Here is a 21185-nt window from a genome sequence, read left to right on the forward strand (position 1 = left end):
GCGGCTAGCAGCGAAGTGCGGACCAATTGGGTACAATTCCGCTCCTGAACTTCCATCCTTCCGACGCGGGACCCTGCATGAATCCGGACTTTCTCGACTTCGAACAGCCTATTGCCGAACTGGAGGCGAAGATCCGCGATCTTCGCTATGTCGGTGACGATGCCGAGGTCAATATCCAGGAAGAGATCCATCGCCTGGAAGACAAGTGCCGGTCCCTTACGGAAAGTATTTTCGCCAAGCTGACGCCCTGGCAGGTCTCCCAGATGTCACGGCATCCGCGGCGACCGTACACCCTCGACTATATCCCGGCGCTGTTCGATGAATTCGAGGAGTTGCACGGGGATCGCGCCTTCGGTGACGACCCGGCGATCGTCGGTGGGGTGGCCCGCCTTGATGGCCGTCCAGTGATGCTGATTGGGCACCAGAAGGGCCGTCAGACCCGAGACAAGGTCTACCGTAATTTCGGCATGCCGCGGCCCGAAGGGTATCGCAAGGCCTTGCGGCTGATGGAGATGGCGGAGCGGTTTCGGATGCCGGTGCTCACCTTCATCGATACCCCTGGTGCCTACCCGGGCGTGGGGGCCGAGGAGCGCGGCCAGAGCGAGGCCATCGCCCGCAACCTGCGCGTGATGGCGCGTCTGGACACGCCGATCATCGCTACGGTGATCGGAGAGGGCGGTTCCGGCGGTGCCCTGGCGATCGGGGTCGGCGATGCGACGTTGATGCTGCAGTACTCGACCTATTCGGTGATCTCGCCCGAGGGTTGTGCCTCGATCCTGTGGAAGAGCGCGGAAAAGGCCTCCGAGGCGGCCGAAGCCCTGGGCATCACCTCGGAGCGCCTGAGGGAGCTGGGTTTGGTGGACCGGATCATCTCGGAGCCGCTGGGCGGTGCCCATCGCAACCCCGAGGCGATGTCGTCCAGCCTGCGGGCCGCCTTGCTGGAGACGCTGGATAGTCTCGAAGGTCTGGACCCGGGCAAACGTCTTGAGCGGCGTTATCGGCGTCTGATGGATTACGGTGCCTTCCAGGAAACGCCTTCCTGATCCGCGGGCCGCGCGTGCGGAGTCCGCGGTCGAAGCCCTAAGGGGGTTTCTCCAAGATCATCCGGTGGTCCGGACGGTGCGGGTGGCCTTCAGTGGCGGCCTGGATTCCACGGTGTTGTTGCACGTGGCCGCAAGCCTGCGCGTATCCGGGCTGGAAGCCATGCACGTTGACCACGGTCTGCGTCCGGACTCGTCGCGTCAGGCCAAGCACTGTGGTGATGTTACGGCGTCCCTGGGCTGCCCTTTCCTGTTGCGAACCGTCACGGTGGGGACGGGACACGGGCAGGGTGTCGAGGCGGCCGCCCGCGAGGCGCGCTATGCGGCCTTGCGTGAGGGACTTGGGCAGGGCGATCTGATCCTCTCCGCCCAGCATGCCGACGACCAGGCCGAGACCTTTCTGCTCGCAGCCCTGCGGGGGAGCGGCCCAGAGGGGCTCCAGGCCATGCGAGCGGTTCGGCGCGAGGGCGACACCTGGCTCGGGCGGCCATGGCTGGGGCTTGCTCGTATTGAATTGAAGGCCTATGCGGACCACCACGGGCTCGCGTGGTATGACGACCCCACGAACGCCGACTCCCGTTTTGATCGCAACTTCCTTCGGCAAAAGGTGATGCCCGCGTTGCGCGAGCGCTTCGATGTGCCGGGTAGCCTGGCTCGCAGCGCGCACTGGCAGCAGGAAGCGATGGATCAGCGCGATCAGTTCTTCGCGGGGCAGCTCGCGGTCGCGCAGGCATCCGTCGATCATTCGCTGGATCTGCGCATGCTGCGGCGTCTGAACGAGCCGGAGCAGCGTGGCCTGTTGCGTTACTGGCTGCGCCAACGCGGGATCCGACCGCCCGGACACCACCGCTTAAGCGAGTTTCTGCGCCAGACCCTGGAAGGGGCGCTCGATGCCACACCCGCGTTGGAGTGGGACGAAGGGTGGATGCGCCGCTATCGTGACGCCATTTTCGCGGGTTCGTCGAGCGATTCGGAAGGGGCGCTTACGATTGCAGACCGGCCCTGGCCCGCGGACCAGGAGGTCATGACACTCGAGGACGGACGCCGATTGATGCGCGCAGACCTCCCCGCCATGGGCGTGGATCCGGGGACAGCCCTTATCGTTAGCTATCGCTCGGGGGGAGAGCTCGTTGCGACCGAATGTGGCCATCGTTCGCTGAAAAAGCTGATGCAAGAGCGTGGCATCCCACCATGGGAACGTCACCGGGTTCCGCTTTTGCGTCAATTGGATGGCATTGTCGTGGCGGTCTATTGGCCGCAATCGGCTAACGCCCGTAGTTGACTGCGCCACACGAATCGGACGATTCTTTGGCCATCTATATGGGTTTTCGGGTGAGCGGCACGTGACTGGGTCTTTGACACAACGTGGACGACGCACGGGTATGGGTTTTCTGGCGGCCACGATGCTGCTGGCCACTCCGTTGTCGGCCGGTTCGCTGAGCCTGACGACCGAGAGCTATCCGCCCTTCAATTTCGTGACTGAATCCGGTGAACTGGACGGCATTTCTGTTCGGGTCATGCATGTGTTGCTGGATGCGGCTGATGCCGACGCCGAAATCCGCCTCCTGCCCTGGAGTCGCGCCTATGCCCAGGCCCAGTCCGAAGCCGGTACCTGCGTGTTTTCCACTACTCGTACCGAGGAGCGGGAAGACCTGTTTACCTGGGTTGGACCGTTGGTGGATAACCAGTGGCATGCGTTCGTACTGGAAGACTCCGAGGTAGAGGCCGATTCACTGGAGGGTCTCGAGCGCTACCGGGTTGGCGGATATCGTGACGATGCGGTGGCGCTCTATGTCGAGGCACAGGGCATCCCTGTTGATACGGCGCCCAACGACCGCCTCAATGCGCGCAAATTGGCGGCGAACCGGATCGACGTCTGGGTCAGCGGGGAATACCTGGCCCCCTGGTATGCCCAGCAGGAAGGGATCGGGGAACTCCGCTCCCTGTTTGCGTTCAACGATACCGTGATGTCGCTGGCTTGCCACCCGGACACGGATCGCGAGGTCCTCGATCGCATGCAGGAGGAATTGGACGCCATGCGCGAGGACGGCCGCTATGAGGCGATCCTGCAGGAGGTGCTCGCACGAAACGGAGAGTCTGATGAGTGATACAGCCGAAGCCCGGGCCGATTCGACGCCCCTGATTGCCGAGGAGGTCCTAGACTTTCAGCAGAACATGACGCGGCGCGGCATTATCTTCTCTTTTACCGGCTACATCTCCGAAGGCATTCTGAAAGCGCTCGGCGACGCCCTGCGGCAGAAAATCCGCCTGGAGTCGACCGACACCAAGACCGTCAACCGCGTGTTTTCGGTGTTCGTCGAACAGGTGCAGAACATCATCCGCTATTCGGCGGAACGGATTGAACATGATGCGGAGCCGCCGATCGAGCTGAGCTCCGGGATGATCACCGTAGGTTCGGATCAGGGCCGCTTTTTCGTGATCTGTGGCAATGTCATCGGCCGCAAGGACGCCGATACTCTGGCCGTACGGCTGCGTGAACTGGCAGGTATGGACAGTGCCGAGTTGCGGCGTTTCTACAAGGAAAAGCTGCGCGAACCCCCGGACGAAGGTAGCAAGGGCGGGAGCATCGGCCTGATCGAGATTGCCCGGCGGGCGAGCGAGCCGATCCAGTTCGATTTCCAGCATATTTCCGATGCGCAATCCTATTTTGTCCTGAAGGCCTATATCTGATGGCAGTCGTCGAAAGCATTGAACACGAGGCCACTGACCGGACCCCGGCGGTGCAGTTCGACTTTGGTGCCGGTACGTACCGGCTTTCCGGAGAGTCCTATCCGGAGGATGCGGCGAATTTCTATGGCCCTTTGACCCAGGGATTGCGGCAAGCGATAGAAGACCGAGTCAGCGACGAGGTGGAATTCACGGTCGAGATGATCTATTTCAACAGCTCTACCGCAAAGGCCTTGATGAACATGTTCCAGATTCTGGAGGATGCCGCTCAGTCGGGGGTGCAGGTGCGCATCAACTGGTGCTATCACGAGGATGACGAGACCATGGAAGAGTTCGGTGAGGACTTTTCCGAAGATTTCGAACACGCCGACTATCGGATGTGCCCCTCGTCATGACCGCCCCTTCGCGTGAGGATCCGATGAAGTCCCCGAACCTGACCCGAGAGGGCCAGGATGCGGAGGGCCTGGCCGACTTTTCATTGTTTGAACAGGAAAAGGCGATCATGCATCGGTCCGAGCAGATGCTCGAGGCCCTGGATGCGGTTGCGGATGGCGTGAAGGTGCTGGCCAAGGCCTACTCCGAGGGATACCGCGCACAACGCCGCATGATGCGCATGAGCGATCGGATGCAGGCAGACCTTCAGGATGCGAATCGCCAGTTGCGTGAACAGGCGGACCATCTCGCTCAATTGAATAACGCATTGTCGGATGAAGTCCGCGAGCGTGAACGCCTCACAGCCGAGCTGGAACGCTTGGCCCTTGAAGATGCCCTGACCGGCCTTTTCTCGCGCCGGCGCGTGATCGACTGTGTCGAGGGCATGGCGGAGAGCGTCGGCGACCAGGCGCATTCTCTGGCCGTCATGATGCTGGATCTCGACGACTTCAAGACACTCAACGACACCCATGGCCACGCGGCGGGTGATTTCGCGCTGGAGAGTTTCGCCGACATCTTGCGCGGCGAACTCGGGGCGGAACAGTACGCGGGGCGTATGGGGGGCGAAGAATTCCTGGTGGTAGCCGCGGATCTGGATGTGGAAGGGGCGCGAGCACTGGCTGAACGGATTCGCAGCGCAGTCGAGAATGCATCCCTGCACTGGAAGGGCGAGCCGCTTTCACTGGCGGTGTCGATCGGTCTCGTGGTCACCACGACCCCGTGGCCGGATGCCGGGGAGTTGGTGGCACTTTCCGATGATCTCCTCTACCGCGCCAAAAACGAAGGACGCAACCGTGTCATCGTGCAAACGCACGGCGAACACGGCTGATGAGGGGCGGCGCGCGCCGACATCGAAGCCTTGTCGCCAAGCTGGCCGTCGCCACACTGTTGGTGGCCCTGGCCTTGAGCCTTCTCTCCAGTGCGTACGTAATCGCCTCGGACTGGAATGCCTTTCGTGCCGAGACCACGGAGCAGATCGACCGGCTGCAACGTCTGGTTGAACCCCCGGCGGCCGAGGCTGCCTTTCAGCTTAGCGCGGACCAAGCGGACTCGCTGGTGCAGGGACTGCTCGTCTTCCAGGAAATTCGCCGCGTCGAGATCCTCGATGATTTCGGGAACACCCTGGCGTCGGATTCTCGTGAGCGCGAGCGCGCGGCCGGGGAATGGACGCAGTGGCTGTTTGGCGATCTGCAGACCCACGAACGCGAGCTTCGTCACCCGGATACCCGCGGCAATATCCAGGGGGTAGGGCAGCTGCAGGTCGAGCTGGACCCCGCCGTGCTGGGCCAGATCTTTGTTGGCCGGCTTCAGACGGGCGTGGTAACCAGTGTTACGCAGGCGATCATCGTGTCGCTGGTCGTCGTGCTGCTGTTCTACGTGCTGATGTTGCGGCCGATGCTGCGGATTTCCCGTGCGGTGGCGGAAACCAACCCGGACCAGCCGGCACAGTGGCCGATGCCCCGACTCGGGCATCACGAAAATGACGAGCTCGGCGCGTTAGGGCGTTCGCTGGACCGACTGTTGCGTGCGTTTCAGGAGGGGCTCGATGCCCGTGATGGCGCGCGGGGTGAACTCAAGGCCCTGAATGCGGATCTTGAGCGCCGCGTCGAGGAACGCACGCGCCAGCTGGAAGAGGAGAAGGCGGAGACCGAGCGCGCCCTGGCGCAGGTCGACGAGGCGAACCGCGAGCTCGAACGCAGTAACCGACTGGTGGTGGAAAGCATCCGCTATGCCCGACGCATCCAGACGGCGATGTTACCGGACAAGCACGCCCTTGATGGTTACATGGACGAGGTCCAGATCTACTGGGAGCCCTTGCATCTGGTGGGTGGTGACTACTTCTGGGTGGAGGCGATCGAGGGCCAGAGCATCCTCGTGGTCGCGGACTGCACCGGCCACGGTGTGCCGGGGGCCTTCATTACCCTGGTGGTGGCCTCGGCCCTGGATCGAATCCTGCATGAACACCGACTGCTGGAACCTTCTGCGATCCTGCGCGAGATGGACCGTCTGGTGCGTTCGCGCCTGCGCCAGGACGGCTACGACTCCGACTCGGATGACGGGTTGGAGGCCGCGGTATGCGTGTACCACCCGGAGAATCGCAAGCTGGTTTTCGCGGGCGTTGGGCTCCCGTTGATGATCGACCGGGGCGGCGAGGTGGAAGAAATCCGGGGGGTGCGCGGCGGTTTGGGGTATCGCAGCCTGGAACCGGCGCAGCCGGTAGACCACGAGGTTGCAGTCGAACCCGGAACGGAGTTCTTCCTGATTACGGACGGGGTGCACGACCATGTTGGCGGCGAGCCCCCGCGGCTATTCGGCCGGCGGCGCCTGCGTCAGGTTCTGGGGGACAAGAGCGGGCGCGACCTTTCGGCCAAGATCGACGCCGTGGTGCGGGTGCTGGAGGATTACCGCGATGGCGAGCCCCGCCGGGATGACATGACGCTGGTCGCATTCCGACCCTTGTCGGCTGGGTCGGGAAATGGAGGTTTGCCCCCGCCCGCCGATTGAGCGGGGGCGGGCGCTCTGGTACTCTCACAGGCGTTTTCCGCCGAACCCGGATGGATTGGATAAACCGGGTCCGGTGCTTGTCAGCCCCCAGCCAGGTTTCCCGCATGACGCGTTTTGTATTCATCACCGGAGGCGTGGTCTCGTCTCTGGGCAAAGGTATTGCATCCGCCTCTCTGGGGGCCATCCTCGAGGCCCGCGGCCTCAAGGTGACGTTGCTCAAACTGGACCCCTACATCAACGTGGATCCGGGCACCATGAGCCCCTTCCAGCATGGCGAGGTGTTCGTTACCGATGACGGTGCCGAGACCGATCTCGACCTGGGGCATTACGAACGGTTCGTGCGGATCCGCACCTCGCGGCGCAACAATTTCACCACCGGCCAGATCTACGAGAACGTGATCCGCAAGGAACGCCGGGGGGATTACCTTGGCGGCACCGTGCAGGTGATTCCGCATATCACGGACGAGATCAAGCGGTCGATCCATGAGGGCGCCGGGGATGCCGACATTGCCCTGATCGAGATCGGCGGCACGGTGGGTGACATCGAATCTCTGCCGTTCCTCGAGGCGATCCGCCAGATGGGGGTCGAGCTGGGGCATGAGAACGCCCTGTTTATGCACCTGACCCTGGTTCCGTACATCGAGGCGGCCGGCGAGATCAAGACCAAGCCGACCCAGCACTCGGTCAAGGAACTCCGCTCGATCGGTATCCAACCGGATATTCTCCTGTGCCGCTCGACGCAGGCCGTCCCCGAGGGCGAGCGGCGCAAGATCGCGCTGTTTACCAACGTCGAAGAGAAAGCGGTCATCTCCGCAGTGGATGTGGACAACATCTACAAGATCCCATTGTGGCTGCATTCGCAGAAGCTCGATGAGATCGTGCTGCGTAAACTCCATATCGAGGCGCCGCAGGCGGATTTGTCGGATTGGAAGCACGTGGTCAACGCCATGGAGTTCCCGGAGTCGGAAGTGACCGTCGGCATGATTGGCAAATACGTTGATCTCACCGAATCCTACAAATCCGTGAACGAAGCGCTGACCCATGCGGGCATCCAGGCCGGCACGCGGGTGCGGATCCGCTACCTGGATTCCGAGAAGCTCGAAGGTGCGGAGAACGAGGCCGCCAGTGAGCTGGAAGGTCTGGATGCGATCCTCGTCCCCGGAGGCTTCGGTGAGCGCGGCGTAGAAGGCAAGATCGCGGCGGTGCGGTATGCGCGCGAACGCCGAGTGCCGTATCTCGGGATCTGCCTCGGGATGCAGGTCGCGGTTATTGAATTCGCGCGCGATGTGGCCGGCCTCGAGGACGCCCATAGCACCGAGTTTGCCCCGGATACCCCACACCCGGTGATCGCACTGATTACCGAGTGGCAGGACCAGGAGGGCCGTATCGAACGCCGGGACGCCGACAGCGACCTCGGCGGGACGATGCGTCTGGGTGCCCAAAACGCCCGGCTGGCGGCAGGATCGCGGATTGCTGAAGCCTATGGCCGCGAGCGCGTCGAAGAACGCCATCGCCATCGGTTTGAATTTAACAATGCCTATCGCGAACGTCTGGAGGCCGCCGGCTTGAAAATCTCCGGCGTGTCGGACTCCGGCGAGTTGGTGGAGGCCGTCGAGCTGGCCGAACACCCTTGGTTCGTTGGCTGTCAGTTCCACCCGGAGTTCACTTCGACTCCGCGGGACGGACATCCGCTGTTTACCGGCTTCGTGCGCGCCGCGCGTGATTTTCAGGATGCGCGGGCACCGGAAACCACGACGGCCCTGACGGAGTAGGTCGTCGGATTTGGATTTTTCGCGGTGGCTGGCCGGAGGCCAGGCGCTGCTAGACAGGACAGACCATGCAGCTTTGCGGTTTTGAAGTCGGCCTCGATCAGCCCTTTTTCCTGATTGCGGGGCCCTGTGTCATCGAATCCGAGGCAATGGCAATGGAGACCGCCGCTAGCCTCAAGACGATTGCCGATGACCTGGGCATTCCATTGATCTACAAGTCGTCCTTTGACAAGGCGAACCGCTCGTCCACCAAGAGCTTTCGCGGTTTGGGCATGGCAGAAGGTTTGCGCATTCTGGACAAGGTGAAGGCCGAGATCGGTGTACCCGTGCTGACCGACGTGCACGAGGACACCGCGCTGGACGAAGTGGCCACTGTAGCGGATGTGTTGCAGACGCCTGCATTTCTCTGTCGCCAGACAAACTTCATCCAGAATGTCGCGCGTCAGGGCCGCCCGGTGAACATCAAGAAAGGCCAATTCCTGGCGCCGTGGGACATGGGCAATGTGGTCGACAAGGCCCGCGAGGTCGGCAACGATCAGATCATGGTCTGTGAACGCGGCGTCTCCTTTGGCTATAACACACTGATTTCGGATATGCGGGGCCTGGCCCAGATGCGCCAGACCGGCTGCCCGGTGGTCTTCGATGCGACTCATTCGGTACAACAGCCAGGGGGGCAGGGTGCCACCTCCGGTGGGCAACGTGAGTTTGTGCCGGTGTTGGCCAGGGCCGCCGTGGCGGCCGGCGTCGCAGGGCTGTTCATGGAGACCCATCCGGACCCCGATAAGGCGCTGTCCGACGGTCCGAATGCCTGGCCGCTACCGAAGATGGCGGAATTGTTGCGGACCCTGAAGGCACTGGACGCGGCGACCAAGGCACAGCCATTCGCAGAGGCGGAATACGGCCTGCGCTAACAGCAAACGTATTACTGATTTGATTAAACGTCCCGGGCGGTCTCGTTCGGGCGGGTATTTTCCAAGGAGAGAGCATGTCCCAGATTGCGGATATTTTGGCCCGCGAGATCATCGATTCCCGGGGTAACCCGACGGTCGAGGCTGATGTTGTCCTGAACTCGGGTGCCATGGGGCGCGCGGCGGTGCCGTCGGGTGCATCCACCGGTGCGCGCGAGGCCCTGGAACTGCGCGACGACGAGAAGCGTTACGGTGGCAAGGGCGTCCTGAAGGCCGTCAGTCACGTGAACGGCGAGATTCGCGATGCCCTGCGCGGAATGGAGCTGGATCAGACGGCGGTGGACCGCCGCATGCTGGAGTTGGACGGTACCGAGAACAAGTCGCGCCTGGGGGCCAATGCCCTGCTGGCCGTGTCCATGGCCGCGTCCCATGCCCTGGCTGCCGATCGGGAACAGCCGTTGTTCGAAACCCTGGGGGGCGAAAACGCCACGATGCTGCCGGTGCCGATGATGAACATCATCAATGGCGGTGCGCATGCGGACAACAGCGTCGATATGCAGGAGTTCATGATCCTGCCGGTCGGCGCGGAATCCGTACGCGAAGCGGTGCGTTATGGTGCGGAGGTGTTCCATGCCCTGAAGAAGGTGCTGGCCAAGCGAGGCCTGGCGACGGCAGTGGGCGACGAGGGGGGCTTTGCGCCGGATCTTCCGTCCAACTCCGCCGCCATCGAAGTGATCCTGGAGGCGATCCACAACGCGGGCTTCAAGGCTGGTGAGGACATCTGGATCGGGCTCGACTGCGCCAGCTCCGAGTTCTACCGTGACGGGCGCTACCACCTGGATTCCGAAGGCAAGGCGTTCTCCGCGGATGAATTCTCGGAGTATCTGGCGCACTGGGTCGATCGGTATCCGATTCTGACCATCGAAGACGGTATGGCCGAGGATGACTGGGCCGGTTGGAAGACCCTCACTGAACGCCTGGGCAAGCGGGTTCAGCTGGTGGGCGATGATCTGTTCGTGACCAACACGCGCATCCTCCAGGAAGGCATCGACAAGGGTGTGGCCAATTCGATCCTGATCAAGCTGAACCAGATCGGTACTGTGACCGAAACCCTGGAAGCGATCGAGATGGCGCGCCAGGCGAACTACACCGCCGTGATCTCGCACCGTTCCGGCGAGACCGAGGATGTCACCATTGCCGATTTGGCAGTGGCCACGCGTGCCGGGCAGATCAAGACCGGTTCCCTGTCGCGTTCGGATCGGGTGGCCAAGTACAACCAGCTGCTTCGTATCGAGGAGCATCTGGGCTCGCGTGCAAGCTACCCGGGCATGTCTGCGTTCACCTTCCGCGGGTAACGCAAGTCGCAGCCTGGCTTGGTCCCTGCGGGGTTTTCAGCGTGCGGCGCGGTTCCTGTCCCCGTGCGGCAGGGACTCGTAGAATGCCGGGCATGCTCGCCGATCCAACAACCATTCTGGCCCCATTCTCCGAGACCCTTGCGGGTCGCGGGGGTGGGGTATTGGCGTTTGGCCATGTGGGGCACGGGTAATGCGAGGACTCCTCCTGGGCCTGGTGCTCGTGTTGCTGATGCTGCAATGGCCGTTGTGGTTGGGCGAGGGGAGCTGGCGCGATGTGCGCGATCTGCGCGAGCAGGTGGAGCGCCAGCAGGAGGCCAATGCGGAACTGGAACAACGCAATCAAGCACTCGAGGCCGAGGTGCGCGATCTGCGCGGTGGTACGGAGGCCGTCGAGGAGCGCGCGCGCAGGGATCTTGGCATGATCCGAGAGGACGAGACGTTCTTCTTCGTGGTCGGGGACGAGCCGCCGGTTATCCTGGAGGTGGAACCGCTTCCAGGACCGGCGGAGGACACGGCTCCCGGGCCGGACTCGCAGGTTCCGGAGGACGCGGAGCCGGCGACCGACACACTGCCCCCGGAGGATCCATTTGATGGCTGACGACCTGCGCGATCGGGATCGCGAGGCCGCGTTTTGGGCGTTGATTCCCGCGGCCGGCATTGGGCGGCGCATGGGTTCGGATCGACCCAAGCAATACTTGACCCTCGGATCGCGGACCATCCTGGCCCACACCCTGTCCATCTTTCTGGAACATCCGCGTATCCGGGGGGTGGTACTGGTGCTCGGGCCGGACGTGGACCCAGACGCCCTGGATCTTCCATCGGCGGGAGGACGGCTGTTTCGTGTGGCGGGGGGCGCCGAACGCGCCGATTCCGTCCAGAACGGGCTGGACTTCCTGAGTGAGCGGGCACACGGTGAAGACTGGGTGCTGGTGCATGACGCGGCACGGCCTTGTCTTCCGGTCAGCGATGTCGATCATTTGCTGCGGGCGCTGGGTGATGATGCGGTGGGTGGGCTGCTTGCCTGTCCAAGTACCGATACCATCAAATGGAGTGATGGGGCGGGGCATGTGGAACGGACGCTGGAACGTGACCGCGTGTGGCGTGCATTGACCCCGCAGATGTTTAGGCTGGATGTGTTACGTGAAGCCAATCGGAAGGCACGCGCCGCGGGGCACGCAGTCACCGATGAGGCCAGTGCCATCGAATTTCTGGGCAAGAAGCCCCGACTGATTGAGGGCTCGGCGATGAATATCAAGATCACCCGGGCGGAGGATCTGGATTTGGCGCGGCTGTACTTGATGCAGCAGGGACGTCTGGAAGGCGGGTTCCGTCCATGAGCATGCGTATTGGTCAAGGCTTCGATGTGCATGCCTTCGGCGAAGGTGATCACCTGGTTCTGGGCGGCGAGCGTATTCCCTTCGACCGTGGTTTTGTGGCGCATTCCGATGGCGATGTGCTGTTGCACGCCGTTTGTGATGCCTTGCTGGGTGCGGCGGCACTAGGCGATATCGGCCGCCACTTCCCGGATACCGACCCCCAGTTTCGTGGGGCCGATAGCCGGCTCCTGCTGCGGGAGACGGTGCGCCGCGTGGCCGATGCAGGGTGGCGGCCGACCAATCTGGATGCGACCGTTATTGCGCAGGCTCCTAAGATGGCGCCGCATGTAGAGGCGATGCGTGCCCATCTGGCATCGGACCTCGACTGTCCGCTTGCAGTCATTAACGTAAAGGCGACCACAACCGAACGCCTCGGGTTTACGGGGCGTGGTGAAGGCGTAGCCGCCCAGGCAGTCGTATTGCTGGAACCCGTCTCGGGCCTGATGAAGGTATGACGGCCTCGTCGGTGAATGCACGGGTGTTGCGAGTGGATCACGCCAGCCTGGTGGTGGCCGACCCGGAAGTGGCGCGTCACTTCTACGAGACATTGCTAGGCCTCCTCCCTCTTCCGCGCCCCGGTCTGGGTTTCCCCGGGCGATGGTACGACCTGGGTAGTGGACAGGCGCTGCATCTGCTGGGCGGCGAGAACCCGGATCCTGCCTCGCGTCCGGTCCCCGGGGGCCGCGATCGCCATCTAGCCTTGCGAGTTCAAGGGCTGGAGGAGCTGCTGCGACGGCTGGAGGCAGGCGGTTTTCCTGCGGAGCGCAGCCGCTCCGGGCGAATGGCCGCCTTTGTCCGCGACCGAGATGGCAATACCATCGAGTTATTGGAGGCCGACTAAGGTAACGGGGGTAGGGTATGCCGCAACCGGACTACATCCTCGCTCTGGATCAGGGGACTTCCAGTTGCCGGGCCATCGTGTTCGACCGGGCGGCGACCGTCCAGGGGGTGGCGCAGAAGGAGTTTACCCAGCACTACCCGCAGCCGGGCTGGGTGGAACATGATCCGATGGAGATCTGGGCCACCCAGATCGGCGTTGCCCGCGAGGTGCTGGAGCGTCAACGGCTGGACCCCTCGCAGCTCGCGGGGATTGGGATCACCAATCAGCGTGAGACAACGGTGGTCTGGGAACGAGACACCGGGCAGCCGATCCATCCGGCAATCGTCTGGCAGGACCGGCGCACCGCCGCGCTTTGTGACGACCTGAAAGCGCGCGGACTCGCCGACAAGATTCGGGAACGCACAGGGCTTGTGGTGGACGCCTATTTCTCCGCCACAAAGCTGCGCTGGCTGCTGGACCATGTCGATGGGGCTCGTGAACGGGCCGAGCGCGGTGAACTGGCATTCGGCACGATCGATAGCTGGCTTGTCTGGAACCTGACACGCGGTGAACGCCACGTGACGGATGCCAGCAACGCCGCGCGCACCATGCTCTACAACATCCACCAGGGCGATTGGGATGACGAGTTGCTCGCCGCGCTGGAGATCCCGCGCGCGATGCTACCGGAGGTCTGTGATTCCAGTGGCATCGTGGGCAAGACCGGGGCCGGCCTGTTCGAAGGGGCGCGAGTGCCTATTGCCGGTATGGCGGGTGACCAGCACGCCGCACTGTTCGGTCAGACCTGCTTCGAACGGGGTACGGCCAAGAACACCTACGGGACCGGCTGCTTTCTGTTGATGCAAACAGGTCAGGACCCCGTCACCTCGGAATCCGGCCTCTTGACCACCATTGCCTGGCAACTGGAGGGCAAAGTCGAATATGCCCTGGAGGGATCGATCTTCATTGCCGGGGCGGCCGTCCAGTGGCTGCGCGACGAGCTGCGTCTGTTCGACTCCGCGGAAGACTCCGAATACTTTGCCGGCAAGGTCGACGATGCGGGCGGGGTGTATGTCGTTCCGGCATTTGCGGGCCTTGGTGCCCCCTACTGGGATATGTACGCCCGGGGAGCGATCTTTGGCCTTACTCGGGGTACACGCATGGAGCACATCACGCGGGCGACGCTAGATTCAATCGCCTACCAGACACGGGACGTGATCGAGGCGATGGAGGCGGATTCCGGCATCGCCCTCAAGTCCCTGCGCGTGGATGGGGGTGCTGTGGCCAACAATGTGATGATGCAGTTTCAGGCGGATATTCTGGGCGTGCGGGTCGAGCGCCCGGCGGTGACCGAGTCCACCGCGCTGGGGGCCGCCTGGCTCGCGGGGCTGGGGGTCGGCTTCTGGACGCGTGACGAACTGACGCAGAAGGGTGCCCTGGACCGGGTGTTCGAGCCGCAGATGGACGTGGCCACGCGCGAGCGCTACTACCGGGGCTGGAAGAAGGCCGTAAAGCGTACGATGGGCTGGGCGCGCGAGGACGAGAGCGAGTCGACGCCGTAGCGGGTGGGGGTCTGGGGCCTCGCCGACGTGGGCAGGGGCTTCGCCGCCAAGGCGGCTCCCACGGGAGGCTGCAGATAGAGTGATGCCTGCGACAGGCAGCCCGGCCCATATCACTGTGGGAGCGGGCTTGCCCGCGAAGCCCCTGCCAGGTTCGGATTGGGCTCGGGGCTCAGTCCATGCTGGCCGGCTCGGCGGCGAGCTGGCCGGACTGGTAGTCGCTGATGGCCCGTTCGATCTCGTCGGAGGTGTTCATCACGAAGGGGCCGTAATGCGCGATCGGTTCGCCCAGCGGCCGCCCCTTGAACAGGAGCACGCGGGCATCCTGCTGAGCGATGAGGTGGATCTGGGTCTGGCCGCTCCATACGCCCATCTGGCCGGTCTGCAGGCCGATGAGCTCGCCGTCGAACACATAGGCCAGCACACGATCTTCCAGCTGTACCGCCAGGGATAGCCGATAGCCGGCTGGGAGGGTCAGGTCGGCCATCGCGGCGCCCTCGCCGATTTGTGGCAGCGGGCCTTCGGTGTCGCCGGCGCTGGTTTGCCAGGAACCAGCGATCGCCTTGAAACGGAGGGAATCGTCGTCTTCCGGTAGGTGGCGCATATCGTCGGCGCGCACGTCGCGATAACGCGGCGGATCCATTTTCCGACGCGACGGGAGATTCACCCAAAGTTGAAAGCCATGCAGGCCATCGGCGTCGAGCAGGGGCATCTCGGAATGGATCACGCCACGCCCGGCACTCATCCACTGGGCTTCCCCGGCCTCCACGCGTCCCTGGTTGCCCATGGAGTCCTCGTGGGTCAGGCCGCCATGGACCAGATAGGTCAGGGTCTCGAAACCGCGGTGGGGGTGAGCCGGAAAGCCGCCAATGTAATCTTCGCGGGCGCTGGCCTTGAGCTCGTCCAGCATCAGGAACGGATCGAGCCCACCACGAAAGTCATGGATGCGCCGAATCTTGACCCCAGCCCCGTCCTGGGTGGGATGAGCGGTCTTTACACTGTCCGGCGGTGTCGGATTCATGGCGTTCTCCTTCGCAACAGATCTGCACCATACCGACCATGAAACGAAAAGAAAATTGCATCGTTTCCCGTCATGAGGCCCTCTGTCAGGCTTCTGGCAGATGCCAGGAATCCGCGAAGGCCTCAAGGCTTTCGACAAAATCCGAGTCGTGGTGCTGACGATTGATGGTGAGGTGCAGCACAACGGCATCCGGCGAGGGAGGGTGGCCGGTGCTGAGGGTCCAGGCGAGGCCGTTAGGGCAGCCGGGGAGGGAGAAACGAAGCCCACCATTGATCCGTTCACGGTGGACTCGAAATTCGCCCCAGATACAGTAAATGACGCCAGCATCGGGACCCTGGTGCTCCACTAGGGCATCAATGGCATCGCAATAGACAGGGAGAGCGGGGATATCCAGCAGACGCTGAATACTGTTGGCATCCAGACAAGTGGGGAGGGTGCGAAAAAACTCCATGGGGCTACTCGCTGCGTGGGAGGAATACGGGCAGGCCATCCACCTCGCCGACGCTCAAACGTTGATTGTAGAGGCGTTCCAGGGCGCTGGGGACCAGCATGGTATTGGCCGGCCCCCAACAGGCTTGGCCATCCGGATATAGCAGCAGCAGATGGTCGCAATAGCGGGCGGCCAGATTCACGTCATGCAGCACGAGCACGGCCGCCCGTTCTGCCTGGGCGACAATCCCGCGAACACGATTCAGGACGGCCACTTGGTGGTGCAGGTCGAGCTGACTGGTGGGCTCGTCCAGCAATAACAGATTCGGGTCCTGAGTGAGGACGGTCGCAATGGCGAGCCGTTGGCGCTCGCCTCCAGAGAGTGTGTCGACCATGCGGTGTTCGAGATCGGCCAGATCCATCGCGGCGAGCGACGCCCGCGCTCGTTCGTAGTCCTCGGCGGTCTCGATGTCCCAGGGGCGCAGGTAAGGGTGGCGCCCAATGAGGGCCGTTTCCAGGACTGTGGCGGGGAAGCCGTCATGATGTGTCTGGAACACCAGGCCCAGGCGCCGTGCCAGGTTGGCTCGTGAAAGTTCGCGCAGCGCACGCCCCTGGACCTCGATGTGTCCGCTGCGAACGGTGCGCAATCCGGCCAGGGTCTGCAGCAGCGTACTTTTGCCCGCGCCATTGGGTCCCAGGATGCCCCAGCATTGACCAGGATTGACGGTGAGCGAGAGTGGGGAACCGTCGGCGCGCCCGGGTACATCGATGACAAGGTCATGGCTGGCCAATAGGGTCTTGGGGCCTGGCTGTTCGTGAACGCTGCGGGCACCAAGGCCAGGTGCATGGGCATGCGGGCTGGATCCCGTTTTGGATGGCACGGGTGGCATCAGCGGCTCCTATACAACAGAAACAGGAACACGGGTACGCCCAGCATGGCGGTGATCACGCCTACCGGGAGTTGTTCCGGCGCGATGATCGTACGCGCCAGGGTGTCGGCAAGGGTTAGCAGAATTCCGCCGGCCAGGGCCGAGGCCGGCAGAATGACCCGCTGATCGTTCCCGAAAATCAGGCGCAGCATGTGCGGCACGATCAGCCCGACGAACCCCACGGCGCCCACTTGAGTAACGGCGGTTGCGGTAATCAGGGCGGCGACCACGTAGATCGTCCATTCCACGGGTCGAACCGCCACCCCCAGGGCGGCCGCCTGCATCGGGCCTCGTGCGAGCACGTTCAAGGTGCGGCCCAGTGGAAGCGCCAGCAAGACGACCAGTACCAGCACGCCCCAGGCGGGATAGGGGTTGCGAGCATGCGAGACGTCACCCATGAGCCAGTACAGCATTCCGGGCAGTTCGGCAGTCGGGCTGATGGCAAGGATAAAACTGATCATCGCGCCCCAGCCCGCGGCGACGACGACCCCGGTGAGGAGCAGGCGGGTGGGGGTCCAGCTCCCGGTGCCGTGGGCGAGGCCGAACACGATCACGGTGGATAGCAGGGCCCCGGCAAAGGCCGCCGCCGAAACGTAGAACATCGAGAGCCCGGCCAGCATGGACAACAGCGCGCCAACCGATGCGCCCCCGGACAGGCCCAGCACGTACGGATCCGCCAATGGGTTGCGCAGCAAGACCTGCATCAATGCCCCGGCAACTCCAAGAAGACCCCCGGCTGCGAAGGCGGCGAGAGCCCTTGGCAGTCGTAGCTCCAGCACCAGTGTCGAGTGCAGGCGCGAGGCTTCGCCTGTGAATACTGCGAACAGATCGCCCAGGGGAATGGCGACGCTGCCGTAGGCCAGTGCAATCAGGATGGCCAGGAGTGATGCGGGCAGCAGGACGCCAGTGGCGAGCAGAAAGGAACGGGTCATGCCATTACCTTGCGTGCGTCCATGGACGGCCGTACGCCTAGGGAAACACTGATTAATGCACGCGCTCGCGCTCGAGTCACTTTTGCGTGCGAACAAGGCGCGGCGACTGCCGTGCAGTCATTCTGCACAAGGGAACCGCAACGCCGTGCGCGCGCCCGTTTCTGATAACAACGGGCGGCCGAGCCCCTTCTTTCAATAGCTTGTGGGGGTTGGCACCCCAGGTTCCCCGATCCTGCGTTGCGCCCCGAATCCATGAGAAACGGGCGGGTAGAACCACTACCCGCTGTACGACGCGCCTTGTCTCGGAAAACCTGGGGTGCCAACGCGAGCGCGTGCATTAATCAGTGTTTCCCTAGAGGTGCGCTTGAGAGTGACGGTCGGGTGCGCACGGGATTATTCAGTCGGGCGGCGCAGGCGGGCGCGGTCTAGCTCTTCGCACATCAGGGCGGTACCTTCGGCGATCCTTGGGGTATGGCGCTGCAGAAGCGAGGGCGCAATAAAGAACAAATTGTCGCGCTGGACTGCTGTCATATCTTCCCATTGCGTCCAGGCGATCACCCAGTCCGGACGATCCTCGCCCATGCCGCCTCCAATGATGACCTCGGGATCGGCATCGATCACCGCCTCGCGGTCCATGCGTGGAACGAGTCGGTCCAGGTGACCAAACACGTTGACGCCGCCGCAGACTTCGATCGCCTCGGCAATCAGGTGCTCATCGTTGATGGTCATCAGGGGTTGCTCCCATACCTGGTAGAACAAGCGCACGGGTTCCCGGTCCGAGTATTCGTCACGCAGGGCATCCATGCGGTCGAGGAAGTCCTGTGCTGCACGGCCGCCTTCGTCCTGGGTTCCGGCGAGCTGTGCGATCCGGCGCATGCTGGAGGCGACCCCCTCGAACCGCCGTGGCTCCGACACATAGACTGGTACGCCAAGGTCACGCAGCCGGTCGATCTGGCTTGCGGAGTTCCCACTGCGCCAGGCAATCACTAGGTCCGGATCGAGCTCAATTACGCGTTCGAGATCGATGCGGCTGTATCCACCTACGCGGGGAACGAGCTCGGCCTCGGGCGGGTAGTCGCTGTGCTGCGTGGCTCCCACCAGCCGGTCGCTGGCACCTACCGCGAAGACCACCTCGGTGATATGCGGAGCCAGGCTGACGATCCGCTCGGCCGGCTGCTCAAGACGAATTTCGTGCCCGTCATCGTCCTCGACGCTGACTTCCGACGCGGTCAGGGCGCCGGATACAGGGAGCATCAAGCCGAGCAGGAGTACGCGATGTGTGAGAGTGACAATATTCATTGAAATCCGATGGATATGTAAGGAACCGAATGCCCGGTCGAGAGATAATTGGGCGCGAAAACGAGCAACATCATATCAGTCTGGGGCCATCATGCCGGAGGGGGCGGTGGTTCACAGGGAATCGGTTGCGTATCATAAAGGGCTTAATCGCCAGGTGCCCCGCCGACAGTCGGCGGGGTTGAACGGGAAGCTGGACTAAGCCAGCGCTGCCCCCGCAACGGTACGCACACCGGCCCGCCAGGCGGGCCATCGAAAGGCATTCGCCACTGCATCCGCGATCGGTTGTGGGAAGGCGTCTTCCGGCCCGGATCATTCTGGGGTGTGCAAGCCCGGAGACCGGCCCGGCGTGAATTCCTGCGACGGCGCGGTGGGCGTGAGTCGGTAGGGGGTTCGGGCCGTTGGGCTCGTGTTCTGCTGCCGTCTGCCGCCCACCTGCCGTCGCCCGGACGGAACCCAGGATGCCAGACGTTTCTTCCAGCCCGCCTGAATCTGACGCGCTTGAATTCAGTGATTGCGGCGCTTTCGATGCCGCCTCCCGCGAAGCCGTTTATCGGGTGATTGGGGAACGCCGCGATATGCGCCATTTCCGTCCCGACCCGGTTGATCCGGGGGTGCTGCAGCGTCTGCTGGAGGCCGCCCACCATGCCCCGAGTGTCGGGTATATGCAGCCCTGGCGCTTCCTGCGAATTGTCGATCCCGCGTTGCGAGCGACTCTCCACGCTCATGTGAGTGCGGAACAGGAACGCACGGCCGAGGCCTGCGGAAAAAAAGCGGCCGAGGTTCACCGCCTGAAGCTCGAAGGGATTCGCGAAGCCGGGGAGCTACTCGTTGTAGCGCTGACCGATGGGCGCGAGCGCTACGTACTCGGTCGGCGCACGTTGCCCGAGATGGACCTTTGCTCGGCGGCCTGCGGGATTCAGAATCTATGGTTGGCCGCCCGTGCCGAGGGCCTGGGGATGGGCTGGGTCTCGCTATTCGATCCCGACTGGCTGGCACAGACCCTGCACATGCCGGAGGGCGCCTATCCAATGGCCATCCTTTGCCTGGGGCACGTGGAGGCCTTCTACGACCGGCCCATGCTGGAACAGACGGGATGGGACCAGCGCCGGGAGCTGTCGGACCTGGTGTTCCAGGATCGTTGGGACCAGGGGACCGATCGGGTGGAGCCGGTACCGGGTGCGGCACAGGGTCTTGCCGCGCATGCCCATGAGCGCCGCTCGTGATCGTTTTCTTGACGTTGATCGGGGCGCTCATCCTGGATCGCTTGTTTGGCGATCCCCGGCGTTTTCATCCCTTGGCCGGGTTTGGCCGTTTGGTCGCCTGGGCAGAGGCTCGTTGGCATCGCGATAGCCGGGCCCGTGGAACCCTGCTGTTGGTGGCGCTGGTTCTCCCCTGGGTGGTGCTCGCGTGGGTTGCGGCTTCGTTGGCCTGGGGCTGGCTGGTCGGGCTGGTGGTGCTCACGCTGGCGCTCGGCTGGCGCAGCCTGGATGAACATGCCGAGCGGGTTGCGGAAGCGCTCGAGTCCGATCAGACGACCGAAGCCCGAGCCGCGGTGGGCATGCTCGTGAGTCGGGACACGGACGCGTTGGATAGCCGGGGCGTCAGCGGGGCGACGGTCGAATCGGTCCTTGAAAACGGCAACGATGCCGTGTTTGCCACCATCTTCTGGTTTCTGGTGGCCGGCGCCCCGGGCGTGATCGCTTATCGCTTGGTGAATACGCTGGATGCGATGTGGGGCTATCGTACGCAAAGGTATCGCCAGTTCGGGTGGGCCGCCGCCCGTCTGGACGATGCCATGAATTATATTCCGGCCCGTCTGACCGCATTGGCCTATGCACTGGCGGGCAACACCCGTGATGCGCTGCAGTGCTGGCGCGAGCAAGCGCCCGGATGGAAGAGTCCGAACGCGGGTCCGGTGATGTCTGCGGGGGCCGGGGCGCTCGGGATCGTACTGGGCGGCCCGGCCCCCTACTCGGGGCGTCCTGAATGGCGCCCGCGGCTGGGAATGGGGCGCATGCCCGATGCCGCCGGGATACGGGGCGCCATCGGCCTGGTGGATCGCGCCCTGGCCATCTGGCTGGGATTCATTGTCGTGGGGGTTGTGTTCGTTGTCTTGTACTGACCCA

At 63.4% G+C, this 21185-nt stretch carries 22 protein-coding genes and 1 riboswitch; of the genes, 17 read left to right on the plus strand and 5 right to left on the minus strand.

Annotated features, from left to right (window positions below; all coding sequences use genetic code 11):
- The first annotated feature begins 77 nt into the window (after window positions 1-77).
- The 15 genes from D002_RS0106175 (at window position 78) to glpK (ending at window position 14452) form a co-directional block, all read left to right on the plus strand.
- A complete protein-coding gene (locus tag D002_RS0106175; RefSeq protein ID WP_018141042.1) occupies window positions 78-1043 on the plus strand; it encodes an acetyl-CoA carboxylase carboxyltransferase subunit alpha in 966 nt (321 codons plus the stop codon).
- Between the two features lie 76 nt (window positions 1044-1119).
- Window positions 1120-2322: a tRNA lysidine(34) synthetase TilS gene (gene tilS, locus D002_RS0106180; RefSeq protein ID WP_026181562.1), complete on the plus strand. Its 1203-nt coding sequence runs from the start codon at window positions 1120-1122 to the stop codon at window positions 2320-2322.
- A 100-nt stretch (window positions 2323-2422) separates the two neighbouring features.
- The gene (locus D002_RS0106185; protein ID WP_018141044.1) at window positions 2423-3148 is read left to right on the plus strand and encodes an ABC transporter substrate-binding protein; all 726 of its coding nucleotides are present in this window, start codon (window positions 2423-2425) and stop codon (window positions 3146-3148) included.
- Window positions 3141-3731, plus strand: a complete 591-nt coding sequence (locus D002_RS0106190) for a SiaB family protein kinase (RefSeq protein WP_018141045.1) — start codon at window positions 3141-3143, stop codon at window positions 3729-3731. Before D002_RS0106185 ends, D002_RS0106190 begins: the two co-directional genes overlap by 8 nt.
- Complete coding sequence (locus D002_RS0106195) at window positions 3731-4123, plus strand: DUF1987 domain-containing protein (RefSeq protein ID WP_018141046.1); 393 nt, start codon at window positions 3731-3733, stop codon at window positions 4121-4123. The genes D002_RS0106190 and D002_RS0106195 overlap by 1 nt, the downstream gene beginning before the upstream one ends.
- Window positions 4124-4146: 23 nt before the next feature.
- Window positions 4147-4989: a GGDEF domain-containing protein gene (locus D002_RS0106200; protein ID WP_051068446.1), complete on the plus strand. Its 843-nt coding sequence runs from the start codon at window positions 4147-4149 to the stop codon at window positions 4987-4989.
- The gene (locus D002_RS0106205) at window positions 4989-6665 is read left to right on the plus strand and encodes a PP2C family protein-serine/threonine phosphatase (RefSeq protein ID WP_018141048.1); all 1677 of its coding nucleotides are present in this window, start codon (window positions 4989-4991) and stop codon (window positions 6663-6665) included. The genes D002_RS0106200 and D002_RS0106205 overlap by 1 nt, the downstream gene beginning before the upstream one ends.
- 104 nt (window positions 6666-6769) lie before the next feature.
- The gene (locus D002_RS0106210) at window positions 6770-8437 is read left to right on the plus strand and encodes a CTP synthase (protein ID WP_018141049.1); all 1668 of its coding nucleotides are present in this window, start codon (window positions 6770-6772) and stop codon (window positions 8435-8437) included.
- Between the two features lie 65 nt (window positions 8438-8502).
- Window positions 8503-9345, plus strand: coding sequence for a 3-deoxy-8-phosphooctulonate synthase (kdsA, locus tag D002_RS0106215; RefSeq protein WP_018141050.1), 843 nt, complete (start codon window positions 8503-8505; stop codon window positions 9343-9345).
- Between the two features lie 74 nt (window positions 9346-9419).
- Complete coding sequence (gene eno / locus D002_RS0106220; RefSeq protein ID WP_018141051.1) at window positions 9420-10697, plus strand: phosphopyruvate hydratase; 1278 nt, start codon at window positions 9420-9422, stop codon at window positions 10695-10697.
- Between the two features lie 190 nt (window positions 10698-10887).
- Complete coding sequence (gene ftsB, locus D002_RS0106225; RefSeq protein ID WP_018141052.1) at window positions 10888-11295, plus strand: cell division protein FtsB; 408 nt, start codon at window positions 10888-10890, stop codon at window positions 11293-11295.
- Complete coding sequence (gene ispD, locus D002_RS0106230) at window positions 11288-12034, plus strand: 2-C-methyl-D-erythritol 4-phosphate cytidylyltransferase (protein WP_018141053.1); 747 nt, start codon at window positions 11288-11290, stop codon at window positions 12032-12034. Before ftsB ends, ispD begins: the two co-directional genes overlap by 8 nt.
- 2 nt (window positions 12035-12036) lie before the next feature.
- Window positions 12037-12528 (plus strand): 2-C-methyl-D-erythritol 2,4-cyclodiphosphate synthase, encoded by a 492-nt coding sequence (gene ispF, locus D002_RS0106235; protein ID WP_369772008.1) that lies wholly within the window; start codon window positions 12037-12039, stop codon window positions 12526-12528.
- A complete protein-coding gene (locus tag D002_RS0106240) occupies window positions 12525-12914 on the plus strand; it encodes a VOC family protein (RefSeq protein WP_018141055.1) in 390 nt (129 codons plus the stop codon). Before ispF ends, D002_RS0106240 begins: the two co-directional genes overlap by 4 nt.
- Window positions 12915-12931: 17 nt before the next feature.
- Window positions 12932-14452 carry a glycerol kinase GlpK gene (glpK, locus tag D002_RS0106245; RefSeq protein WP_018141056.1) on the plus strand — a complete coding sequence of 507 codons (1521 nt, stop codon included), beginning with the start codon at window positions 12932-12934 and terminating at the stop codon, window positions 14450-14452.
- A 169-nt stretch (window positions 14453-14621) separates the two neighbouring features.
- Here glpK and D002_RS0106250 read toward each other — a convergent pair whose 3' ends face one another.
- The 5 genes from D002_RS0106250 to D002_RS0106270 form a co-directional block, all read right to left on the minus strand.
- A complete protein-coding gene (locus tag D002_RS0106250; protein ID WP_018141057.1) occupies window positions 14622-15470 on the minus strand; it encodes a pirin family protein in 849 nt (282 codons plus the stop codon).
- Between the two features lie 85 nt (window positions 15471-15555).
- Window positions 15556-15921: a hypothetical protein gene (locus tag D002_RS0106255; protein WP_018141058.1), complete on the minus strand. Its 366-nt coding sequence runs from the start codon at window positions 15919-15921 to the stop codon at window positions 15556-15558.
- Window positions 15922-15925: 4 nt separating this feature from the next.
- A complete protein-coding gene (locus D002_RS0106260; protein ID WP_018875138.1) occupies window positions 15926-16789 on the minus strand; it encodes an ABC transporter ATP-binding protein in 864 nt (287 codons plus the stop codon).
- Window positions 16789-17760 (minus strand): iron ABC transporter permease, encoded by a 972-nt coding sequence (locus tag D002_RS0106265; RefSeq protein WP_018141060.1) that lies wholly within the window; start codon window positions 17758-17760, stop codon window positions 16789-16791. Before D002_RS0106265 ends, D002_RS0106260 begins: the two co-directional genes overlap by 1 nt.
- Before the next feature lie 393 nt (window positions 17761-18153).
- Window positions 18154-19014, minus strand: a complete 861-nt coding sequence (locus tag D002_RS0106270) for a cobalamin-binding protein (RefSeq protein WP_196800109.1) — start codon at window positions 19012-19014, stop codon at window positions 18154-18156.
- 180 nt (window positions 19015-19194) lie between these two features.
- Window positions 19195-19419: riboswitch (cobalamin riboswitch) on the plus strand.
- A 98-nt stretch (window positions 19420-19517) separates the two neighbouring features.
- Between D002_RS0106270 and bluB the strand changes: the two genes are divergently transcribed.
- Window positions 19518-20282, plus strand: a complete 765-nt coding sequence (gene bluB / locus D002_RS0106275) for a 5,6-dimethylbenzimidazole synthase (protein WP_018141062.1) — start codon at window positions 19518-19520, stop codon at window positions 20280-20282.
- Window positions 20279-21181 carry an adenosylcobinamide-phosphate synthase CbiB gene (gene cbiB, locus D002_RS0106280; RefSeq protein WP_018141063.1) on the plus strand — a complete coding sequence of 301 codons (903 nt, stop codon included), beginning with the start codon at window positions 20279-20281 and terminating at the stop codon, window positions 21179-21181. The genes bluB and cbiB overlap by 4 nt, the downstream gene beginning before the upstream one ends.
- Window positions 21182-21185: the final 4 nt, after the last annotated feature.

Origin of the sequence: Thioalkalivibrio sp. ALJ7 (genome assembly GCF_000376865.1) — a bacterium.
Lineage (GTDB): Bacteria > Pseudomonadota > Gammaproteobacteria > Ectothiorhodospirales > Ectothiorhodospiraceae > Thioalkalivibrio.

Excerpts from the sequence above, each read along its gene's own strand:
- D002_RS0106185 (WP_018141044.1), top strand. The coding sequence starts at position 2,423 with ATGGGTTTTCTGGCGGCCACGATGCTGCTGGCCACTCCGTTGTCGGCC.
- D002_RS0106200 (WP_051068446.1), top strand. The coding sequence starts at position 4,147 with ATGAAGTCCCCGAACCTGACCCGAGAGGGCCAGGATGCGGAGGGCCTG.
- bluB (WP_018141062.1), top strand. The coding sequence starts at position 19,518 with ATGCCAGACGTTTCTTCCAGCCCGCCTGAATCTGACGCGCTTGAATTC.
- glpK (WP_018141056.1), top strand. The coding sequence starts at position 12,932 with ATGCCGCAACCGGACTACATCCTCGCTCTGGATCAGGGGACTTCCAGT.
- D002_RS0106190 (WP_018141045.1), top strand. The coding sequence starts at position 3,141 with ATGAGTGATACAGCCGAAGCCCGGGCCGATTCGACGCCCCTGATTGCC.
- kdsA (WP_018141050.1), top strand. The coding sequence starts at position 8,503 with ATGCAGCTTTGCGGTTTTGAAGTCGGCCTCGATCAGCCCTTTTTCCTG.
- D002_RS0106250 (WP_018141057.1), bottom strand. The coding sequence starts at position 15,470 with ATGAATCCGACACCGCCGGACAGTGTAAAGACCGCTCATCCCACCCAG.
- D002_RS0106270 (WP_196800109.1), bottom strand. The coding sequence starts at position 19,014 with ATGCTCCCTGTATCCGGCGCCCTGACCGCGTCGGAAGTCAGCGTCGAG.
- ispD (WP_018141053.1), top strand. The coding sequence starts at position 11,288 with ATGGCTGACGACCTGCGCGATCGGGATCGCGAGGCCGCGTTTTGGGCG.
- D002_RS0106195 (WP_018141046.1), top strand. The coding sequence starts at position 3,731 with ATGGCAGTCGTCGAAAGCATTGAACACGAGGCCACTGACCGGACCCCG.
- D002_RS0106210 (WP_018141049.1), top strand. The coding sequence starts at position 6,770 with ATGACGCGTTTTGTATTCATCACCGGAGGCGTGGTCTCGTCTCTGGGC.
- ftsB (WP_018141052.1), top strand. The coding sequence starts at position 10,888 with ATGCGAGGACTCCTCCTGGGCCTGGTGCTCGTGTTGCTGATGCTGCAA.
- D002_RS0106240 (WP_018141055.1), top strand. The coding sequence starts at position 12,525 with ATGACGGCCTCGTCGGTGAATGCACGGGTGTTGCGAGTGGATCACGCC.
- D002_RS0106175 (WP_018141042.1), top strand. The coding sequence starts at position 78 with ATGAATCCGGACTTTCTCGACTTCGAACAGCCTATTGCCGAACTGGAG.
- D002_RS0106205 (WP_018141048.1), top strand. The coding sequence starts at position 4,989 with ATGAGGGGCGGCGCGCGCCGACATCGAAGCCTTGTCGCCAAGCTGGCC.
- D002_RS0106260 (WP_018875138.1), bottom strand. The coding sequence starts at position 16,789 with ATGCCACCCGTGCCATCCAAAACGGGATCCAGCCCGCATGCCCATGCA.
- ispF (WP_369772008.1), top strand. The coding sequence starts at position 12,037 with ATGCGTATTGGTCAAGGCTTCGATGTGCATGCCTTCGGCGAAGGTGAT.
- D002_RS0106255 (WP_018141058.1), bottom strand. The coding sequence starts at position 15,921 with ATGGAGTTTTTTCGCACCCTCCCCACTTGTCTGGATGCCAACAGTATT.
- eno (WP_018141051.1), top strand. The coding sequence starts at position 9,420 with ATGTCCCAGATTGCGGATATTTTGGCCCGCGAGATCATCGATTCCCGG.
- D002_RS0106265 (WP_018141060.1), bottom strand. The coding sequence starts at position 17,760 with ATGACCCGTTCCTTTCTGCTCGCCACTGGCGTCCTGCTGCCCGCATCA.